Annotated in this window: 12 protein-coding genes; 9 read left to right on the plus strand and 3 right to left on the minus strand. The window is 69.0% G+C overall.

Annotated features, from left to right (window positions below; translation table 11 throughout):
• The first annotated feature begins 250 nt into the window (after nt 1-250).
• The gene (locus tag ACV229_RS07780) at nt 251-1,879 is read left to right on the plus strand and encodes a methyl-accepting chemotaxis protein (RefSeq protein ID WP_448082534.1); all 1,629 of its coding nucleotides are present in this window, start codon (nt 251-253) and stop codon (nt 1,877-1,879) included.
• Here the strand turns inward: ACV229_RS07780 and ACV229_RS07785 are convergent.
• Nucleotides 1,852-2,961, minus strand: coding sequence for an AGE family epimerase/isomerase (locus ACV229_RS07785; RefSeq protein WP_448082535.1), 1,110 nt, complete (start codon nt 2,959-2,961; stop codon nt 1,852-1,854). The genes ACV229_RS07780 and ACV229_RS07785 overlap by 28 nt on opposite strands.
• A 484-nt stretch (nt 2,962-3,445) precedes the next feature.
• Here ACV229_RS07785 and ACV229_RS07790 point away from each other — a divergent pair, with 484 nt between their 5' ends.
• The 3 genes from ACV229_RS07790 to ACV229_RS07800 all read left to right on the plus strand — a co-directional run bounded on the left by ACV229_RS07790 (nt 3,446) and on the right by ACV229_RS07800 (nt 5,742).
• Nucleotides 3,446-4,789: a flagellar hook-length control protein FliK gene (locus ACV229_RS07790; protein ID WP_448082536.1), complete on the plus strand. Its 1,344-nt coding sequence runs from the start codon at nt 3,446-3,448 to the stop codon at nt 4,787-4,789.
• 176 nt (nt 4,790-4,965) lie between these two features.
• Nucleotides 4,966-5,121 carry a hypothetical protein gene (locus tag ACV229_RS07795; RefSeq protein ID WP_448082537.1) on the plus strand — a complete coding sequence of 52 codons (156 nt, stop codon included), beginning with the start codon at nt 4,966-4,968 and terminating at the stop codon, nt 5,119-5,121.
• A gap of 141 nt (nt 5,122-5,262) precedes the next feature.
• Entirely contained in the window at nt 5,263-5,742 is a 480-nt protein-coding gene (locus tag ACV229_RS07800; RefSeq protein ID WP_448082538.1) for a GNAT family N-acetyltransferase, read from the plus strand.
• 267 nt (nt 5,743-6,009) lie between these two features.
• Here the strand turns inward: ACV229_RS07800 and ACV229_RS07805 are convergent, their stop codons facing one another.
• Nucleotides 6,010-8,586: a heavy metal translocating P-type ATPase gene (locus tag ACV229_RS07805; RefSeq protein ID WP_448082539.1), complete on the minus strand. Its 2,577-nt coding sequence runs from the start codon at nt 8,584-8,586 to the stop codon at nt 6,010-6,012.
• 60 nt (nt 8,587-8,646) lie between these two features.
• On the opposite strand from ACV229_RS07805, the gene ACV229_RS07810 reads away from it, so the two are divergent.
• From ACV229_RS07810 to ACV229_RS07825, 4 genes are all read left to right on the plus strand, one after another.
• Nucleotides 8,647-8,841: a hypothetical protein gene (locus ACV229_RS07810; RefSeq protein WP_448082540.1), complete on the plus strand. Its 195-nt coding sequence runs from the start codon at nt 8,647-8,649 to the stop codon at nt 8,839-8,841.
• A gap of 78 nt (nt 8,842-8,919) precedes the next feature.
• On the plus strand, nt 8,920-9,207 hold the full coding sequence (locus ACV229_RS07815) for a DUF1330 domain-containing protein (protein ID WP_448082541.1): 288 nt from the start codon (nt 8,920-8,922) through the stop codon (nt 9,205-9,207).
• A 356-nt stretch (nt 9,208-9,563) separates the two neighbouring features.
• On the plus strand, nt 9,564-11,000 hold the full coding sequence (locus ACV229_RS07820) for a DUF1254 domain-containing protein (protein ID WP_448082542.1): 1,437 nt from the start codon (nt 9,564-9,566) through the stop codon (nt 10,998-11,000).
• Nucleotides 11,001-11,147: 147 nt separating this feature from the next.
• A complete protein-coding gene (locus ACV229_RS07825; protein WP_448082543.1) occupies nt 11,148-14,975 on the plus strand; it encodes a DUF748 domain-containing protein in 3,828 nt (1,275 codons plus the stop codon).
• Between the two features lie 70 nt (nt 14,976-15,045).
• Here the strand turns inward: ACV229_RS07825 and ACV229_RS07830 are convergent, their stop codons facing one another.
• Nucleotides 15,046-15,264, minus strand: a complete 219-nt coding sequence (locus ACV229_RS07830; RefSeq protein ID WP_448079237.1) for a hypothetical protein — start codon at nt 15,262-15,264, stop codon at nt 15,046-15,048.
• Between the two features lie 336 nt (nt 15,265-15,600).
• Here ACV229_RS07830 and ACV229_RS07835 point away from each other — a divergent pair, with 336 nt between their 5' ends.
• Nucleotides 15,601-17,271: an alkaline phosphatase family protein gene (locus ACV229_RS07835; protein ID WP_448082544.1), complete on the plus strand. Its 1,671-nt coding sequence runs from the start codon at nt 15,601-15,603 to the stop codon at nt 17,269-17,271.
• Nucleotides 17,272-17,552 lie beyond the last annotated feature (281 nt).

Raw genomic sequence — 17,552 nt, forward strand, 5'->3', positions numbered from 1 at the left:
TCAGCGGCGCCTGACCGGTCTGCCTGACGGGCCTGATCGTGCGTCCCTGACCGCCGTCCCTGACCGGGCTTCCTGGCCGGCCGTACTGACAGGCTGTCCTGACCGGGCGTCCCTGACCGGGCGTCCCTAACCGGGCGTCCCTAACCGGGCGTCCCTAACCGGGCGTCCCTGACCGGGCGTCCCTAAAGTCTTCCCGAGAAATGCCGCTAACGACGAGGCATTGCCTCATCGTCGCTCTCCAGGAATTTCCATGTTCAGCAAAATCAAGCTCGCGTCGGGTCTGCTCGGCGTGTTGACCGTGTTCTGCCTCTTCCTGCTCGCCGTCGAAGCGCTCGGCTTCTGGTCGTTCACGACGACGCGCAGCGGCGTCGACGACCTGTCGAGCGTCGCGATCGCGCAGGTCGGCGCCGCGAACCAGGCGACCGAGCGCCTGCTCGACGCGCGCATCAACCTGTCGCGCGCCGGCACGCGGATGGTGCGCGGCGGCCCGAAGCCGGAAGACATCATCCGCCATGCGAGCGACTCGCTCGCCGAAGCGGACAAGGCGTTCACCGCGCTGACCGCCGCGCAGCCGGTCGACGATGCGAACCGCGCGCGCATCGCGGCGCTCGCCGAACGCTACAAGGCGATCCATGCGGCGCTCGCGGAACTCGTGCAGTTCCTCGACGCCGACAACATCCAGGCATTTCTCGACCAGCCGACACAAGGCATCCAGGACGCGTACCTCGCCGAACTGCATCGCTTCGTCGACTACGGCAGCGCGTCGAGCCGCGCCGCGCTCGGCACGATCGACGCGGGCATGAGCTGGTTCAAGTGGGTCGGCATCGTGCTGCTGGCCGCGATGCTCGCGAGCAGCGCGGCGATCTACGCGGCCGCGCGGCGCGCGGTCGTCGCGCCGCTCGACGAGGCTGGCCGTCACTTCGAGCGGATCGCGCAGGGCCGGCTCGACGAAGCGGTGCGCGCGGGCGGCGTGTTCGAGATCGACCGGATGCTGCGCGGGCTCGCGACGATGCAGGCGAGCCTCGTGGAGACCGTGCGCACCGTGCGCCACGCGTCCGACGCGATCCACCTCGGCGCCGGCGAGATCGCGAGCGGCAACGCCGACCTGTCCGAGCGCACCGGCACGCAGGCCGCGTCGCTCGAGGAAACCGCCGCGAGCATGGAGGAACTGACTGCAACCGTGCGCCAGAACACCGACAGCGCCCGCGCGGCGAGCGTGCTGGCCGACGAGGCGCTGCAGGCGACGAGCCACGGCGGCGGAGTCGTCGACAGCGTGATCGAGAAAATGCGCGGGATCGCGCAGAGCTCCGGCCGCATCGCGGAAATCATCTCGGTGATCGACGGGATCGCATTCCAGACCAACATCCTCGCGCTGAACGCAGCGGTCGAGGCGGCGCGCGCGGGCGAACAGGGCCGCGGCTTCGCGGTCGTCGCGGGCGAGGTGCGTTCGCTCGCGCAGCGCAGCGCGCAGTCGGCGAAGGAGATCAAGACGCTGATCGAGGATTCGGTCGCACAGATCAACGGCGGCGCGGCGCTCGTCGAGCGTGCGGGCGACGCGATGCGGACGGTGTCGACGTCGATCTCGCGCGTCGTGCAGACGATGGCCGAGATCACGGCCGCATCGGTCGAGCAGAGCGTCGGGATCGAGCAGGTCAATCAGGCCGTCACGCAGATGGACCAGCTGACCCAGCAGAATGCGGCGCTTGTGGAGGAAGTCGCGGCGGCGGCCGCGTCGCTGAACGACCAGACCGCGCACCTGATGCAGGCGGTGTCGGTGTTCGAGCTCGGCAACGCGCGCGCCGTGCGCGGCGAGCATGGCGAACGCGCGGCGCCGTCGTTCGCCGCCGACGATTACGCGTCGGCGGGCAGCGCCGCGTAAGCGGTCGCGAGGTGGTAGGGTGTCGTCGACGGCATGTCGGCGCGCGACACCTGCCCATCGGCCGTCTTGCACTCGAACCAGCCGCGCGGATGCAGGAAGCGCGCGGCGAAGCGCGCGATCTGCGCCGCGAGCGGCGCGGACGCCGGCGTGCCGCCGTGCGTCGCGAGCGCGCGCAGATACTCGGTCTGCGCCCAGATCCGCTGCGTGCCGTCGAGGCACGCGCCCTGCGCGTCGAGCGCGGCGCTGACGGCGCCCGTCTGCGCATCGACGCCGTGCCGTTCGGCGAACTCGAATGCCCGCGCGAGCGCGTCGCGCAATCCCGTTTGCGCGACGCGCGCGCCGGCCGCATCGACCAGATAGAACCATTCGAACTGGTGCCCCGGCTCGAAGCGGTTGTCGGCTGCGCCGAGCGGCAATTCGGCGATGCAGCCGGTCGCCGTGTCGACGAACGTGCGCTCGACCGCCAGCGCGGTGCGCGCGAGCGCATCGTCGAACGCGGTGTCGCCGAACGCGTCGGCCGCGGCGAGCCACGCTTCGGTCAGGTGCATCAGCGGATTCTGCAGCGGGCCGCTTCCCGATGACGAGAAGTCGGCGTGGCGCGCGGCATCGAGCAGCGCTTCACCGCGCCGCGGCGCGAAGCGGTCCTGGATCAGCGCGGCGGTCTCTTCGGCGACCGTGCGCGCGGCGCGCTCGCCCGATGCCGCGTAATGGGCGGCGCAGGCGAACACGATGAACGCATGCGTGTACAGGTCCTTCGTCGTGTCGAGCGGCGCGCCGGCGGCGTCGATGCTGTAGTGCCAGCCGCCGTGGCGCGCATCGCGAAAGCGCCGACACAGTGCGTCGAACAGCGTCGCCGCATGGTCGGCGTCGCCCGCTTGCGCAAACACGAACAGCTGGCGCGCGCACGCCATCGCGCGATAGCGCGCGACCGGCAGCGGCGCGTGGGTTGCCTGATCGACGGCTTCGAACGGCAGTTGCGTTGCGCGGTCGAACCCGGAACCCCGCCAGATCGGCAAGACGACGTGCGCGAAATGGTGGCGCAATTGGGCGGCCTGGGCGGAAGCGGAGTCGGAGACGGACATGTCGGGGTTGGGCGCGTGAATCGATTCGTGTCGGCGCGCGTCGGATGCGCGCGGCCGGGGCCAAGGATAAAACATTCCGAGCCGGCACAACATAAAGGAAAGAATTCCGATGCCCGGCAACGTGGCGCGCTTGATGCGGCTCAACCCGGCTGCGAATATCGGGCGATCCGCAACAAGCCGCGTGCGTTGCCGGGCCGCGGCTCGGCCGCTGTTCGGCCGTAGTTTGCCCGCAGTTCGCTCGCAGTTCGTCATTACGCGCTTCGACGACGGGAATGGCCAGCCAGGCGTTGAATAGGCGACCGGTCATGCGACAATGCGCGGTCACTGATTCCGTTCGACGTTCTGGTCCCGCGGTTGCGGGGCCTGCCGCATCCCGATCTCCATGACCGAATCTGTCGCTACGCCTCGCTCCCGTTCCAGCCGTTCCCCCTCCAAATCCCGTCGACGCACCGCCGCAGCGGCCGATCGTGCGCCCGCGCACGCGGTGGCGCAGCCGGGTGACGACGCGCAGGCGGCCGACGCGCAGCGCGACGAGCGCACGCTCGACCTGTTCGGCGATCCGGTGATCGAGGTCCGCGAACGTGTGCCGGGCACGGCGCGGGAGGTGCCGGCGGCCGAAGCCGTGACGGTCGCCGACGCGCACGGCGACGGGCAGACGACGCTTGACGGCTTTGATGTGCCGGCGGCGGAGGCTGGTGCGACAGGCATCGCGGTCGAAGCGGGCACGTCTGCGGCGCTGGCGGGGGCGGACAGGGAAGGCGTGGTTGCCGTTGATCTTGTGATGGAGAAAGCGGGGGGCGGGTCCGAGGCCGATGGCCGGGCGGTCGAATTGGCGGCAGGGATTACGCCGGCCGGGCAGGCGCCGATCGACGCTGCACCGATCAAGGCCGCGCGGACCGAAGCCGAGCAGACCGAAACCGAGCAGATCGAAACCGAGCAGATCGAAGGCGCACCGATCGGAGGCGCGCAGCAGACCGGCCACGCACAGATCGAAGGCGCGCAATCCGAAGTCACCCAGACAGAACGAGTGAAGCCGGAAGGCGTGAAGCCCGAAGGCGCAGGAACCAAAGCCGCACAGACCAAAGCCGCGAAGACCGAGGCCGGGCAGAACGAGGCCGCACAGGCTGAAACTGCGCGGAGCGAAACCGCACCGGTCGTGTCCACGGCGACCGATGTCGCAGCCGTCGGCGCAGCATCGACCGAAGCCGCGCGGGACAACGACAAGCCGCGCGCTGCCAACGCGGCATCGCAATCGATCGATCCGGCCGCGCCTGTCGTGCCGACCGGCTCGCACGCGGCGTCGAAGTCCGCCGAGCAGGACGTCGCGAGCGCTGGCGATTCCGCGCAGCCGGCCACGCCCGCTGCGTCGCCGGCACCGCAACCGGTCGCATCGGCGGCCGCGTTCGTTACGAAACCGTCATCGGACCGTACCGAACCGCCCGGCGTTTCCCCATCGCTCGACGCCGACGCGCTTGTGCGCCCGCTGTCGGACCGCATCGCCGCATTGCAGACGGAAACGGCCGCGCTGACACGCGCGGCCGATCGCGAAATGCGCCGCGTGAACCGCCTGTTGCTCGCGCTGGCTGTCGTCGTGCTGGCGGGGCTGGTCGCGCTGGTGCTGCAGACGATCCAGATTGCCGGACTGAAACGGGACGCCATCGCGCAGCAGCAGCGGAACGACCGTCTGGTCGCCGATCTCTCGAACCAGCAGGCAACGCTGATGACGCTCGAACAGCACAACGAGGCGCTGCTTGCGCAGGTCGACCGTCTCGCGCGCAGCATGAACCGCCAGACACCGAGCGTGAAGCACGTTCGACGCGGCCGCTAGGCGTTCCGACCCCACCTGAAAAGCCGCGTCGTAGCGGCAATCCGAGCATCTGCTACGCAGTGGCTGGCGCATCGGTTGCGGCAAATTGCTGCGGCGCACTGGCAGAATCTAGGGAAAACCCTTAGAATGGCATTCATCTACGGGAAAACCCTAGTCCACTCTGTCAGGAGTCTCAGATGAGCTTCATCCTCGCCCTGCTGCAAAAGATCGACGACCTGTTCGTTTCGCCGCACATGCCGCTCGATGCGGAATACTCGTACGCCGCACGCCGTGCCGAAGCCGAGCGCGTGCGCCGGTCGCACCTCGTGCCGATTTGCCTGTACCGTCGTTGATCCGTTGATCCGTTGATCCGTTGATCCGTTGATCCGCCCGCGCGGCGCATGCCGTGCATCCGCATTTCCGCCGCCTCGCTGCGCGCACGCGCGGCCGTCCCGCTACACTGGAAATCCGTTCCCTCACACGGCGACCGGGTCATGTTGCAGATGCGGCCGATGACGGCCGGCGAATTTCGCGCGTACCGCACGCGGGCCATCGACGGCTACGCGCGCGACCTCGTGTCATCCGGGCAGAACGCTTCCGACGAAGCCGCCGCGCGCGCCCGGGCCTGCTTCGACACGCTGCTGCCGGACGGCCTGCTGACCGCCGGCCAGACACTCGTGTCACTCGTCGATGACGCCAGCGGCGATCCGATCGGCGATCTCTGGTACGCGATCGTGACCGAAGGCCCGAATCGCACGCTGTTCATCTACGACCTCGAAATCGTGCCGGCCCGGCGCCGCCAGGGCTGGGCGACGCGTGTGCTCGATGCGCTCGAGGCCGACGCGCGCCGGCACGGCGTCGCCGAGATCGGGCTGTCGGTGTTCAACCACAATGCGGCCGCGCGGGCGCTCTATCGCGCGTCCGGCTTCGTGCCGATCACGACGACGCTGATCAAGCCCGTCGTCCTCGATTAGCACCCGCTGCCGGAATCCGTCCGCCTGCGCGAAACGAACCGGCGAGCGCATGCAGTCAGGCCCGAGCACAGCGCAAGTCCTGCGTTGGCGTGCAACAGGCAGTCGCCACCGCGCCCGGCCTTTCTTTCCTTTATTCCCTCCATCCGGCCGTGATCCCGCGATCCGCGCGCTTGAGCGGTCGCGCCGCTGCCGCACGCGCATCGTCGAGCGCGAGACTGCGCGCGGCTTGCCGCTAGCGTCGGCGCGCGCCGGCATCCGGCCTGCCGCTCACCGTGCGTGTCCTTTCCAGCGCCGCAGCAGCAGCGCGTTCGTGACGACGCTCACGCTGGAGAACGCCATCGCCGCGCCTGCGATCACCGGGTCCAGCCAGCCGAGTGCCGCGAGCGGCACGCCGATCAGGTTGTAGACGAACGCCCAGAACAGGTTCTGCTGGATCTTGCGGTACGTGCGCTTCGAGATGTCGATCGCGTCGGCGACGAGCGCCGGATCGCCGCGCATCAGCGTGATGCCGGCGGTGTGCATCGCGACGTCGGTGCCGGTCGCCATCGCGATGCCGACGTCGGCTGCGGCAAGCGCGGGCGCGTCGTTGATCCCGTCGCCGACCATCGCGACGATGCCGCCGTGCGTACGCTTCAGTTCCGCGACGACGCGCGCCTTGTCGTCCGGCAGCACCTGTGCGTGGACCTCGTCGATGCCGAGCGACGCCGCGACCGCCGCCGCGCTGCCGCGGTTGTCGCCGGTCACCAGCGCGCTCGCGACGCCGCGCGCGGCGAGCGCCGCGATCGCGTCGCGGGCGCCCGGCTTCACGGTGTCGCCGAACGCGATCAGCGCAATCGGCGTGTGCTGCGCGTCGGCGCGCATCAGCCACGAGATCGTGTTGCCCGCGCGCTCGAGCTCGGCCGCGCGCGCGTCGATTGCGGGCGGCACCGCGATGCCCAGTTCGTCGCGCCAGCGCGTGCTGCCGAGCGCCAGCAGCCGGCCGTCGACACGTGCCTCGACGCCGCGTCCGGCGACCGCGCGCGCGTCGGTCGCGACGGGCGCCGCCGTCGCGCCGCCGTGCGCAGCGACGTCCGCGTGATGCGCGGCGACGACGGCGCGCGCGAGCGGGTGGTCGCTGTGACGCTGCACCGCCGCGGCGAGCGCGAGCGCTTCGTCGCGCGGCACGCCGATCGCGTCGAACGCGGTCACGGACGGCTTGCCTTCCGTCAGCGTGCCGGTCTTGTCGAATGCGATCACGGTCGCGCGCTGCGCGAGTTCCAGCGCCTGCGCGTCCTTGATCAGCACGCCGTGGCGCGCCGCGACGCCGGTGCCGGCCATGATCGCGGCCGGCGTCGCGAGGCCGAGCGCGCACGGGCACGCGATCACGAGCACCGCGACCGCGTTGAGGATCGCGGTTTCCGCGCCCGCGCCGGCGATCAGCCAGCCGATCAGCGTCAGCGCCGCGATGCCGAGGATCGCCGGCACGAACACCGCGCTGACGCGATCGACGAGCCGCTGGATCGGCGCTTTCTCCGCCTGCGCGGATTCGACGAGGCGGATGATCCGCGCGAGCGTCGTCTCCGCGCCGATCGCAGTGGTCTCGACGACGAGCGCGCCTTCGCCGTTGATCGACCCGGCCGTCACCGGATCGCCGCCGTCCTTCGCGACGGGCAGGCTTTCGCCGGTGATCAGCGATTCGTCGATGTGCGAACGGCCCGCGACGATCCGGCCGTCCACCGGCACGCGTTCGCCGGGCCGGATGCTGACGGTCGTGCCGACGCGCACCTGCGCGAGCGGCACATCGCGCTCGACGCCATGCTCGACGATCCGCGCACGGTCGGGCCGCAACGCGTTCAGCGCGCGGATCGCTTCGGTGGTCTGGCGCTTCGCGCGCGCCTCGAGCCACTTGCCGAAGCGCACCAGCGTGACGATGACGGCCGACGCCTCGAAATACAGGTGGCCCGGATGCGCGGGGTCGCGCAGCAGCATCCACAGGCTCAGGCCGTACGCGGCGGACGTGCCGAGCGCGACGAGGAGGTCCATGTTGCCGGCGCGCGCCTTGACCGCGTGCCACGCCGCGCGATAGAAGCGGGCGCCGAAGCCGAACTGGACGATCGACGCGAGCACGAGCTGGAGCCAGCCGTTCAGCATCGCCTCGACGCCGAACGGCGCGACGAACATCGGCGCGACGAGCGGCGCGCTCAGCAGCGCGGCGGCGATGACCAGGTTGCGTTCGCGGATCGCTTCGCGGCGCTTGCGGTCGTCGGGCGACGGTACGGCGGCGCCGGCGGCCGCGCCGGTTGCAGCGGCAGCGGCGCCCGTTTGCGGGGCGGCGGCAAGCGACGCTTGATAGCCGGCGGTCGTGACGGCGGCGACCAGCGTGGCCGGATCGATCGCGGAGGCGCCCTGCACCGACGCGCGTTCGGTCGCGAGATTGACCGACGCGTGGGTGACGCCGGGAACGGCGGCGAGCGCCTTTTCGACGCGGCCGGCGCAGGATGCGCAGGTCATGCCGCCGATGTCGAGTTCAATATTGGTGGCTGCGGTGGCTGCGGTGGCTGCGGTGGCTGCGGTGGCTGCGGTGGCTGCGGTGGCTGCGGTGGCTGCGGCCCCGGCGGCCGGATCCGGATCGATAACCGGCGTTGCACTGTAACCGGCTTGCATTACCGCCTCGACGAGCCGGGCAGCCGTGACATCGGCGTCGGCATCGACCGTCGCCCGTTCGGTTGCCAGATTGACGGACGCGCGCGTCACGCCGGGCACCTTGGCGAGCGCCTTCTCGACCCGCGCGACGCACGACGCGCAAGTCATTCCGTCGATGTCGAGTTCGAGCGTGGCCGTTACCGAGGCGAGCGGTTCTGTCATGTCGGGTTCCCCAAAAGCGCGGCCCGAGCCGCATACATCGCCAGTTTCAACATTCCCATAATGGTAAGGTCAAGCGGCCGCGACGATGTGACGCTGTATACACAGGATGGCCCGGAAATCCATGGCCGTGTCGCGTCGAGGAAGCAGGAACTGCCGGTGGCCGAGGGCTGGCCGCACGACGACCTGTACGGCAAGTCGGAGCCGGTCGGAGTAGCGCTGGCCTGGGTGGCAACGCTTTTCAGCGAACACCTGTAAGCTTCCGGGGCAACCCTACGCGGCCCGGCGGTCACGCGACAGGCCGGGCTACCCTCGAACCGCATCAGGAGCGCAAGCATGGCGACGTACATCGTCTTCACCCGTGAAAGCACGCAGGATCAGCAGGAACTCGACACCTACTTCAGAGATGTCGGCCCGACGCTTGCCGGCCATCCGGTGAAGGTGCTCGCCGCGTACGGCCCGCAGGAGACGCTCGAGGGCGAAGGCCCGGAGGGTGTCGTGATCGTCGAGTTTCCGTCGAAGGAGGCGGCGCACGCGTGGTATCACGGCGCTGAATACCAGACCGTCGTCCAGCATCGCTTCAAGGGTGCGCGCTATCGCGCGGTGCTGGTCGAAGGTGTGTGACCGAAGCTTGGCCCGCGCGCGGCGGGCCTGAATCTGGAACAAGCGAACGCCCGGCCCCGTCAGGAAGCCGGGCGTTTTCACGTCGGCGGTGCCGGCGCGATGTTCGCGGCCGATCCGCGCGCATCCCGATCGCGCCGAACCTTTCATCTTCCCGACCGCTGCGATGACCTTTATTCGGCATATTGGGGGTTCCCCTGAGGCGCTATGATAGCGGCCGGACATCAATGCCCGCTGCCGCGACCCGGCAGCCTGGCGAGGTCCAGGCAGTGGGGATCGATCGTGCCTGGCCACGGCCTTGCCGCTTGCGAGTTGCGCAACGCATTGATTTTTAAAGAATGACAAACGGCCAGCTATCAATGACAAGAAATCCACGAGGAACTGTTTCCCTGCGGCGCGTGTGCGCGTCGCTCGCCATTGCGGCGCTCCTGGCCGGATGCGCGTCTCAACCGGACGCGATCCAGCGCAAGACCGGCTGGATGCGCGCCGAAGTGGCCGACTCCTATATCTATGCGTATCCGCTCGTGCTGATGGACGTCGCGAAGGAAGCCGCCACGGGCGGCGACGGTGCGCAACCGGGTCAGGCACCGCTCAACACGCTGCGCCACGCGCAGGCCCTGCCGCCCGTCGGCGCGGTCAATCCGCCGCTGCCGGGCGTCGATACGCTCGACTCGACCGGCTGGCTCGACGTCGGCGCCGAGCCGGTGCTCGTGACGCTGCCGGATACCCGCGGCCGCTACTGGGACGCCCGCGCGCTCGACATGTGGACCAACGTGCTGTGGTCGTCAGGCGCGGTCGCGCAAGGCCCGCGCGGCGGCGCGCGGTCGCAAACGATTGCCTTCGCCGCGAAGGACTGGCAGGGCACGCTGCCGAAGGGCGTGACGCGCGTCGACGTGCCGTCGCGCAACGCGTGGCTCGAGGTGCGCCTGCAGACGAGCGGCGGCCGCGATCTCACCGTCGTCAAGAAACTGCAGCGCGGGATCCGCGTGGTGCCGCTGTCGGTGTATACGGGCGCCGCGCGCGGCGCGTCCGTCGCGGTTCATGCCGGCAGTGCGCCCGCCGAGGCGGCGAGCGGCGGCACGCCGGCCGAGCAGGTCGCCGCGCTCGCCCCGAAGGCGTATTTCACGCGCTTCGCGCAGGCGCTGCAGGACAACCCGGCGCCCGCCGACGACGCGCACGCGCAACAACTGCTCGACGACATCGGCGTGTCGGCCGGCTACCCCGTGCTGTGGACGGGCGACCGCCTCATGGCCGCGACGGCCGGCGTCGCCGAAGCGCGGGCGCGCCTCGCGGCGCCGCCGCCGAACCTGCTGAACGCGAACGGCTGGAGCTGGATCGGCGATACGGCCGGCAAGTACGGCCAGGATTACGCGCTGCGCGCGTATGCGGCCTACACCCAGTTCGGCACCGCGACGCGCGACGACGAGACGCTCGCGGTCGTGCGCGTCGACAGCGACGGCCATCCGCTGAACGGCGCGAACCGCTACACGCTGCATTTCGCGCCGGGCGCGCTGCCGCCGGTGCGCGCATTCTGGACGCTCACGCCGTACACGACGGACGGCGCGCTGCCGGACGTCGGCGCCGCGCGCCGTTCGCTCGGCGACCGCGACCGGCTGCGGCGCAACCGCGACGGCTCGATCGACGTCGTCGTGTCGGCCGCGTCGCCGGGCGGCGCGCATGCGGCGAACTGGCTGCCGGCGCCGCGCGCGGATTTCGCGCTCGCGTTGCGGCTGTACGCGCCGAAGCCGCAGGCGAGCGACGGCTCGTGGATGCCGCCCGTCGTCGTGCGCAAGTGAACGCGCCGCCGCCGCGGCTGTCCGAAGGGCGAACGCGGCGGCGCCCAATCAGCGTTCCGTCATTCCCTCAGCCTATACTTTCGAGATAGTCGGACCGTGCGAACCGGAGTTCCGGATCGCACGGCCGTCGTTCCCAGGCTATCGAGCATGGCAAGCCAAGACAAAGAAACCGTAAACTCGACTCTTCACGCCCTCGGCGGCGTCGTGCGCGCGCGCCGGACCCGGCGCATCGGCCTCGGCGTGCTGACCTTCCTCGTTTTATTCGGACTGCTCGGGTTCTTCGCCGCGCCGCCGCTGATCCGCCACATTGCGGAGCAGCAGCTGAGCCAGCAGCTCGACCGCCCCGCGACGATCCAGCGCATCGCGCTGAATCCTTACACGCTGAACCTCGAGGCCGACGGCATCCATCTCGGCGAGCACGGCGGGCAGGGCGACTTCATCGACATCGGCAAGCTCATCGTGCGGCCGTCGTGGACGTCGCTGTTTCGCGGCGCACCGATCATCAACGAGGTCCGCCTCGACTCGCCGCGCTTCCGGATCGTCCGCTACGACGCGCAGCGCTTCAACTTCACCGACCTGATCGAGAAGTTCTCGAAGCCGTCGAAGCCGGAAAGCAAGCCGACCTATTTCTCGGTGTCGAACATCCAGATCAACGACGGCCGGATCGACTTCGACGATCGCCTGCTGAACGAGAAGCACGTCGTCGACAACTGGACGCTCGGCATCCCGTACATCGCGACGCTGCCGTCGAAGACGGACATCTTCGTCGAGCCGAAGCTGCGCGCGCGCTTCGACGGCAGCCCGATCGCGCTCGACGGCAAGACCAAGCCGTTCGCGCAGTCGCGCGAATCGGACATCGAACTGAAGTTCGACCGGCTCGATGTGCCGAAGCTGATGTCGTACGTGCCGGCGAAGCTGCCAGTCGCGGTGCAGAGCGGCCTGCTCAGCAGCAACCTGACAGTCAACTTCGTGATGAGCGGCGCGGAACCGGCGCTGCGCGTGTCCGGCACCGTCGACCTGAACGACGCGAAGGTGACGAGCGCGGCGTCCGAGCCGCTGTTCGCCGCGCGCGGCGTGCACGTCGCGGCGGCCAGCCTCGAGCCGCTGCGCAATGTGATGCATTTCGACGAGATCCGCCTCGACCAGCCGGTCGTCGATCTCGCGCGCGACCGGCAGGGCGTGCTGAACGTCGAGAAGCTCGCCGCGCAGCCGGCGGAGCCGAAGACGGCGGCGGAGCCGAAGGCCGCATCGGGTGCGCCCGCGGCATCCGGCGTGGCCGTGCCGGCAGCGGCGAGCGAAGCGAAGGCCGAAGTGAAGGCCAATGCGGCGGCCGAAGCGAAAGCGCAGCCGCTCGACCTGACGATCCGCCACTTCGCGATCGACGGCGGCACGATCAACGTCGACGACCGCGTGCCCGCGACGCCGACCACGATGTCGCTCACGCAACTGGCGGCCACGCTCGACGGCTTGACGGTGCAGGGCAAGACGCCGGCCAGGTACACGCTGTCGACGACGCTGTCGCGCGGCGGCGACGTGAAGGCCGAAGGCGCGTTCAGCCTGGCGGATAAGCAGGCCGACGCGAAGCTGACGGTCGATGCGCTCGCGCTGCCCGCGCTGCAGCCGTACCTCGGCGAAGCGACGCGCGCGCGCGTGCTCGACGGCACGCTCGGCGCGACGGTCAACGCGAAGGCCGACTGGGGCAAGACGCCGCTCGACGCGCAGGTCGCGGACAGCGAGGTCAGCCTGAAGTCGCTGAAGATCGCGACGCCGGACGCGAAGGCGCCGGCGATCGTGCTGCCCGACGCGCAGGCGAAGATCGCGAAGGTCGATGTCGCCGCGCGCACCGCGCAGATCGCGAGCGTCGACGTGAGCGGACTCGCGGTCGACGTGACGCGCCTGAAAGATGGCCAGATCGATCTCGCGGCGCTCGCGGGCCCCGCGCAGAAGGCGCTGCCCGCGCGCACGGTCGCGCGCAAGGCCGCGGCCGCCGCACCGTCGTGGCACTACCAGATCGACGCGCTGAACGTGAAGGACGCGACGGCGAACTACACGGATCTGTCGACGCCGCGCCCGGTGAAGCTCGCGATCAAGCCGCTGCAGCTGTCGGTGGAGAAACTCAGCGACGACCTGACGAAGCCGCTTCCGGTGAAGCTGCAGGCGACGTTGAACCGCAAGGGGTCGCTGAACGTGTCCGGCGACGTCACCGCGCAGCCGCTGAAGCTCGGCCTGAAGATCAACGGCAATCGCCTCGACGCGGCCGCGTTCGAGCCGTATTTCGGCAGTGCGCTGAACGCGACGATCGCGAGCGCGCTGCTCAACGCGAACGGCAACCTGATGTTCGCGCAGGTGAAGGACGCAATGCGCGCGTCGTATCGCGGCGACGCGGCGCTCGTCGACGTGCGGATGCTCGACAAGGTGACGTCCGGCCCGTTCGCGGGATGGAGCTCGCTCGCGCTGTCGAACCTGAAGGCGACCTACGACGAGAAGGGCACCGACGTCGACGCCGCGCGCGTGACGTTCTCGAACTTCTACGGCCGCGTGCTGCTCGACTCGCAAGGGCGGCTGAACCTGAAGGACATCGTCGCGAAGGAAACCGGCCCCGCGCAGTCGCTGACGCGCGATACGAGCAAGGGCGAGCCGGTGCCGCTGTCGCCGCAGGGTGCGTCGGCGCCGGCCGCTGCCCAAGCTCCCCAGGCCGCGTCGGCCGCTGTCGTGCAGCAGGCGTCCGCGCCGGCGCCCGCATCGGCGCCGGCGATCGTCAAGGCCGCGCAGCCGCCGCAGAACCCGGTGCGGCTGCATTTCGGCGAGCTCGTGCTGCAGAACGGCCGCGTGAACTACACGGACAACTTCATCAAGCCGAACTACACGGCGAACCTCGTCGCGATCAAGGGCACGGTCGGCGCGTTCGGCACGGACTCGACCACGTCCGCGCCGGTCGACGTGACCGCGAACCTCGCGGCCAACGGTCCGATCTCGATCAAGGGCACGGTCAATCCGCTGATCGAGAAGCCGGCGCTCGACCTGACCGCGGCTGCGCACGACATCGAGCTGACGAACCTGACGCCGTATTCGGCGAAGTACGCGGGCTATCCGATCACGAAGGGCAAGCTCAACGTCGACCTGCACTACCAGCTCGCGAACGACCAGCTGTCGGCGAACAACCACATCTTCATCGACCAGCTGACCTTCGGCGACCACGTCGACAACGACACCGCGACGAAGCTGCCGGTGAAGCTCGCGATCTCGCTGCTGAAGAACTCGCGCGGCGAGATCGACGTGAACCTGCCGGTGTCCGGTTCGCTGTCGAATCCGGAGTTCAGCGTCGGCGGGCTGATCTGGCGCGCGGTGCTGAACCTGGTCGCGAAGGCGGTCACGTCGCCGTTCACGCTGCTCGCGCACGCGTTCGGCAGCGGCGGCGAGGAGCTCGGCTACGTCGAGTTCGCGCCGGGCTCGTCCGACCTGAGCGACGCGCAGCAGAAGAAGCTCGATACCGTCGTGAAGATGCTGACCGAGAAGTCGTCGATCCGCCTCGACCTGATCGGCCGCGTCGATCCGGACAAGGACACGCCGGGGCTGCGCGACGAATATGTCGACCGGCTCGTCCGGCAGCAGAAGCTGAAGGACGTCGTCGGGCAGGGCGAGAGCGTCGATCCGCGCTCGGTGAAGGTCGAGCCGGCCGAATACCACACGTACCTCACGCGCGCGTACAAGGCTGCCGACTTCAAGAAGCCGCGCAACCTGGTCGGCCTGCAGAAGACGCTGCCGGACGACGACATGAAGAAGGCGCTGGCCGAGCACGCGCCGGTCGACGAAGGCAGCCTGCGCGCGCTCGCGCAGGACCGTGCGCAGTCGGTGCGTGAGTACCTCGACGGGAAGATCGATTCGAGCCGGATGTTCATCGTCGCGCCGAAGCTCGACGCGAAGGGCATCGAGGACAAGGGCGCGACGACGCGCGTCGACTTCGGCCTGAAGTAATCCCGCGTAGCCCTTCCACTTCCACCTCCACTTCCGCTGCCGCGTCCGTTCGGGCGCGGCAGCGGAACGTTCAGCGCGCGGGCACGGGCTCGCGCTTCTCCAGTTCCTTCCTCGCCGCGAGCGGCAGGCGCGGATCGTCCCACTGCGTCAGCCATTCCACTTCCTTGGCCGTGAAGACCTGGCCGTAGTTGCGCAGCGCGTACTGCAACGCGTCGACGACGTGATGGCGAATGATTTCAGGCGTGCGTGCGTCGTCCAGCACGAACCGGAAGGCTTCCAGGGTCGACATTCTCGTGCTCCGGGTCAGGGAAAACCCTTTATCACACGCCAATAGTCAAGCGCCAAGCTGAAAAAAAACGATGAATGCCGCGTGTCGGTGCAGCCGTTGCGTGTGCATGCGTATGTGTGTGCGCGAATGCCGCGCATGCGCCTGTTCGGTGCGCTGCTGCACACAAGGCAGGCAGCGCTGCGGCCACCGCATTGCGACCGTCTGATGTCACTTGCGATTGGTTACGTTTGACAGAAAACAGAAAGCCTCGCTTCACGGGACCGCCGCACGGCTCGGCGATATTGACGCGCCTGTTCGCAGGACTCGCAGTTCAACGTCAATCGATGAGGTGGGGTGATGATTTCGTTCTTCGGTAAGCAGCGGAAGATGGCAATGGTGGTGGCGGGCGCGCTGGCGCTTGCGAGCGCAGGTGTCTACGCGCAGCAGGACGAGAACAAGCAGGGGAACGACGGCGAGCACGGCCGCCGTGTCGTGAAGCACGTGCTGCTGCTCAGCATCGACGGCCTGCACGAGCAGGACCTCGCGCGCTGCATCGGCGCGAACACGTGCCCGAACGTGGCGACGCTCGCGCAAAACGGCGTGACCTACACGAACGCGCATACGCCGGGCCTCTCGGATTCGTTCCCGGGCCTCGCAGCGCTCGTGACGGGCGGCTCGCCGAAGACGGCCGGCCTGTTCTACGACGTGTCGTACGACCGCAACCTTTACGCGCCGTCGGACACGACGTGCTCGGGCAAGCAGGGCTGGAACGTAGTGTTCGACGAAACGACCGGCATCGACGCGATGAACGGCGGCAAGCTCGTGAACCTCAATGGCGGCGGTGCGTTCAACCCGCAGGCGATCCCGAACGCGCTCGTCGGCGGCAAGTGCGTGCCGGTCTATCCGCACAACTACGTGAAGACGAACACCGTGTTCGAGGCCGTGAAGGCCGCGATCCCGAACGCGCACACCGCGTGGGCCGACAAGCACGCATGGGGCTATGACTGGCTGAACGGTCCGTCGGGCAAGGGCGTCGACGATCTGATGCGCACCGAGATCAACTCGATCGACGCGACGACGGGCACGGACTATACGGACGTCTATTCGCACACCGCAATTTTCGACAACCTGCACGTGAATGCGCTGATCAACCAGATCGACGGCCTGGATTCGACCGGCAAGAGCGCGCCGGTGCCGACGCTGTTCGGTGCGGACTTCCAGACGCTGAGCGTCGCGCAGAAGGCGCCGGTCGTGAAGGGCGGCGGCTACATGGATGCGAGCTTCACGCCGAACGGGCAGGTCGCGAACGCGATCACGTATATCGACAACTCGATCGGCCGGATCGTCAACGAACTGAAGCAGCACAACCTCTATAGCTCGACGGCCGTGATCGTCACGGCGAAGCATGGCCAGTCGCCGACCGATCACACGAAGCTCGTGAAGAACGGCGACACGCTGACGGCGCTGCTCGAATCGAAGAGCTACCTCGACCCGAACGGCAAGTTCGGCCAGAACGCCACCACGTCGGGCAACCTGAACGACGGCACGGGCCTCGTCGACACGGGCTTCGTGCAGACCGACGACGTCGGCCTGATCTGGCTGCGCGATCGCAGCCAGCGCACGGCCGTCGTCACGACGCTGAAGGCGAACCTCAGCTGCACCGCGACGGGGATCTGCGCGGACGGCCCGCAGGCGTACATCCTGTACGGCGCGGCGCTGGCCGAGCGCTTTGGCGATCCGGCGAACGGCCGCACGCCGGACATCATCGTGCAGCCGAACCCGGGCGTGATCTATACGTCGAGCACGAAGAAGGACGAGGAGCACGGCGGCAACGCGCCGGATGACAACCACCTCGGCCTGCTCGTGTCGTACCCGGGCATCCATCGCGCGCGCACGGTCAACGACTATGTCGGCACCAAGCAGGTTGCGCCGACGATCCTCGGCCTGCTCGGCGCGGATCCGGACCTGCTGCATGCGGTCGTCGCCGAGCACACGCATGTGCTGCCGGCACTCGGCATCGATCACTGACCGGGAAAGCCGCCTGCCGCCCGCGCGCGGCAGGCGTACTGCGCGGCGCCGGGCGGTCGACGGCGCCGCGCTTTTTTTGCGGGCGATGAGTGGCGCTGCGGTTACTTCGCGAACAGCACCGGCATCATCTTCACGGCGTAGTCGCGTAGTCGCGTAGTCGCGTAGTCGCGTAGTCGCGTAGTCGCGTAGTCGCGTAGTCGCGTAGTCGCGTAGTCGCGTAGTCGCGTAGTCGCACAGTCGCACAGTCGCACAGTCGCACAGTCGCACAGTCGCACAGTCGC

The organism is Burkholderia sp. MR1-5-21, from assembly GCF_053427715.1.

Bases quoted from the DNA above. Each gene is read 5' to 3' on its own strand.
- ACV229_RS07815 (WP_448082541.1), top strand. From the start codon at position 8,920: ATGGCGACGTACATCGTCTTCACCCGTGAAAGCACGCAGGATCAGCAG.
- ACV229_RS07800 (WP_448082538.1), top strand. From the start codon at position 5,263: ATGTTGCAGATGCGGCCGATGACGGCCGGCGAATTTCGCGCGTACCGC.
- ACV229_RS07805 (WP_448082539.1), bottom strand. From the start codon at position 8,586: ATGACAGAACCGCTCGCCTCGGTAACGGCCACGCTCGAACTCGACATC.
- ACV229_RS07795 (WP_448082537.1), top strand. From the start codon at position 4,966: ATGAGCTTCATCCTCGCCCTGCTGCAAAAGATCGACGACCTGTTCGTT.
- ACV229_RS07835 (WP_448082544.1), top strand. From the start codon at position 15,601: ATGATTTCGTTCTTCGGTAAGCAGCGGAAGATGGCAATGGTGGTGGCG.
- ACV229_RS07830 (WP_448079237.1), bottom strand. From the start codon at position 15,264: ATGTCGACCCTGGAAGCCTTCCGGTTCGTGCTGGACGACGCACGCACG.
- ACV229_RS07780 (WP_448082534.1), top strand. From the start codon at position 251: ATGTTCAGCAAAATCAAGCTCGCGTCGGGTCTGCTCGGCGTGTTGACC.
- ACV229_RS07785 (WP_448082535.1), bottom strand. From the start codon at position 2,961: ATGTCCGTCTCCGACTCCGCTTCCGCCCAGGCCGCCCAATTGCGCCAC.
- ACV229_RS07810 (WP_448082540.1), top strand. From the start codon at position 8,647: ATGGTAAGGTCAAGCGGCCGCGACGATGTGACGCTGTATACACAGGAT.
- ACV229_RS07820 (WP_448082542.1), top strand. From the start codon at position 9,564: ATGACAAGAAATCCACGAGGAACTGTTTCCCTGCGGCGCGTGTGCGCG.
- ACV229_RS07825 (WP_448082543.1), top strand. From the start codon at position 11,148: ATGGCAAGCCAAGACAAAGAAACCGTAAACTCGACTCTTCACGCCCTC.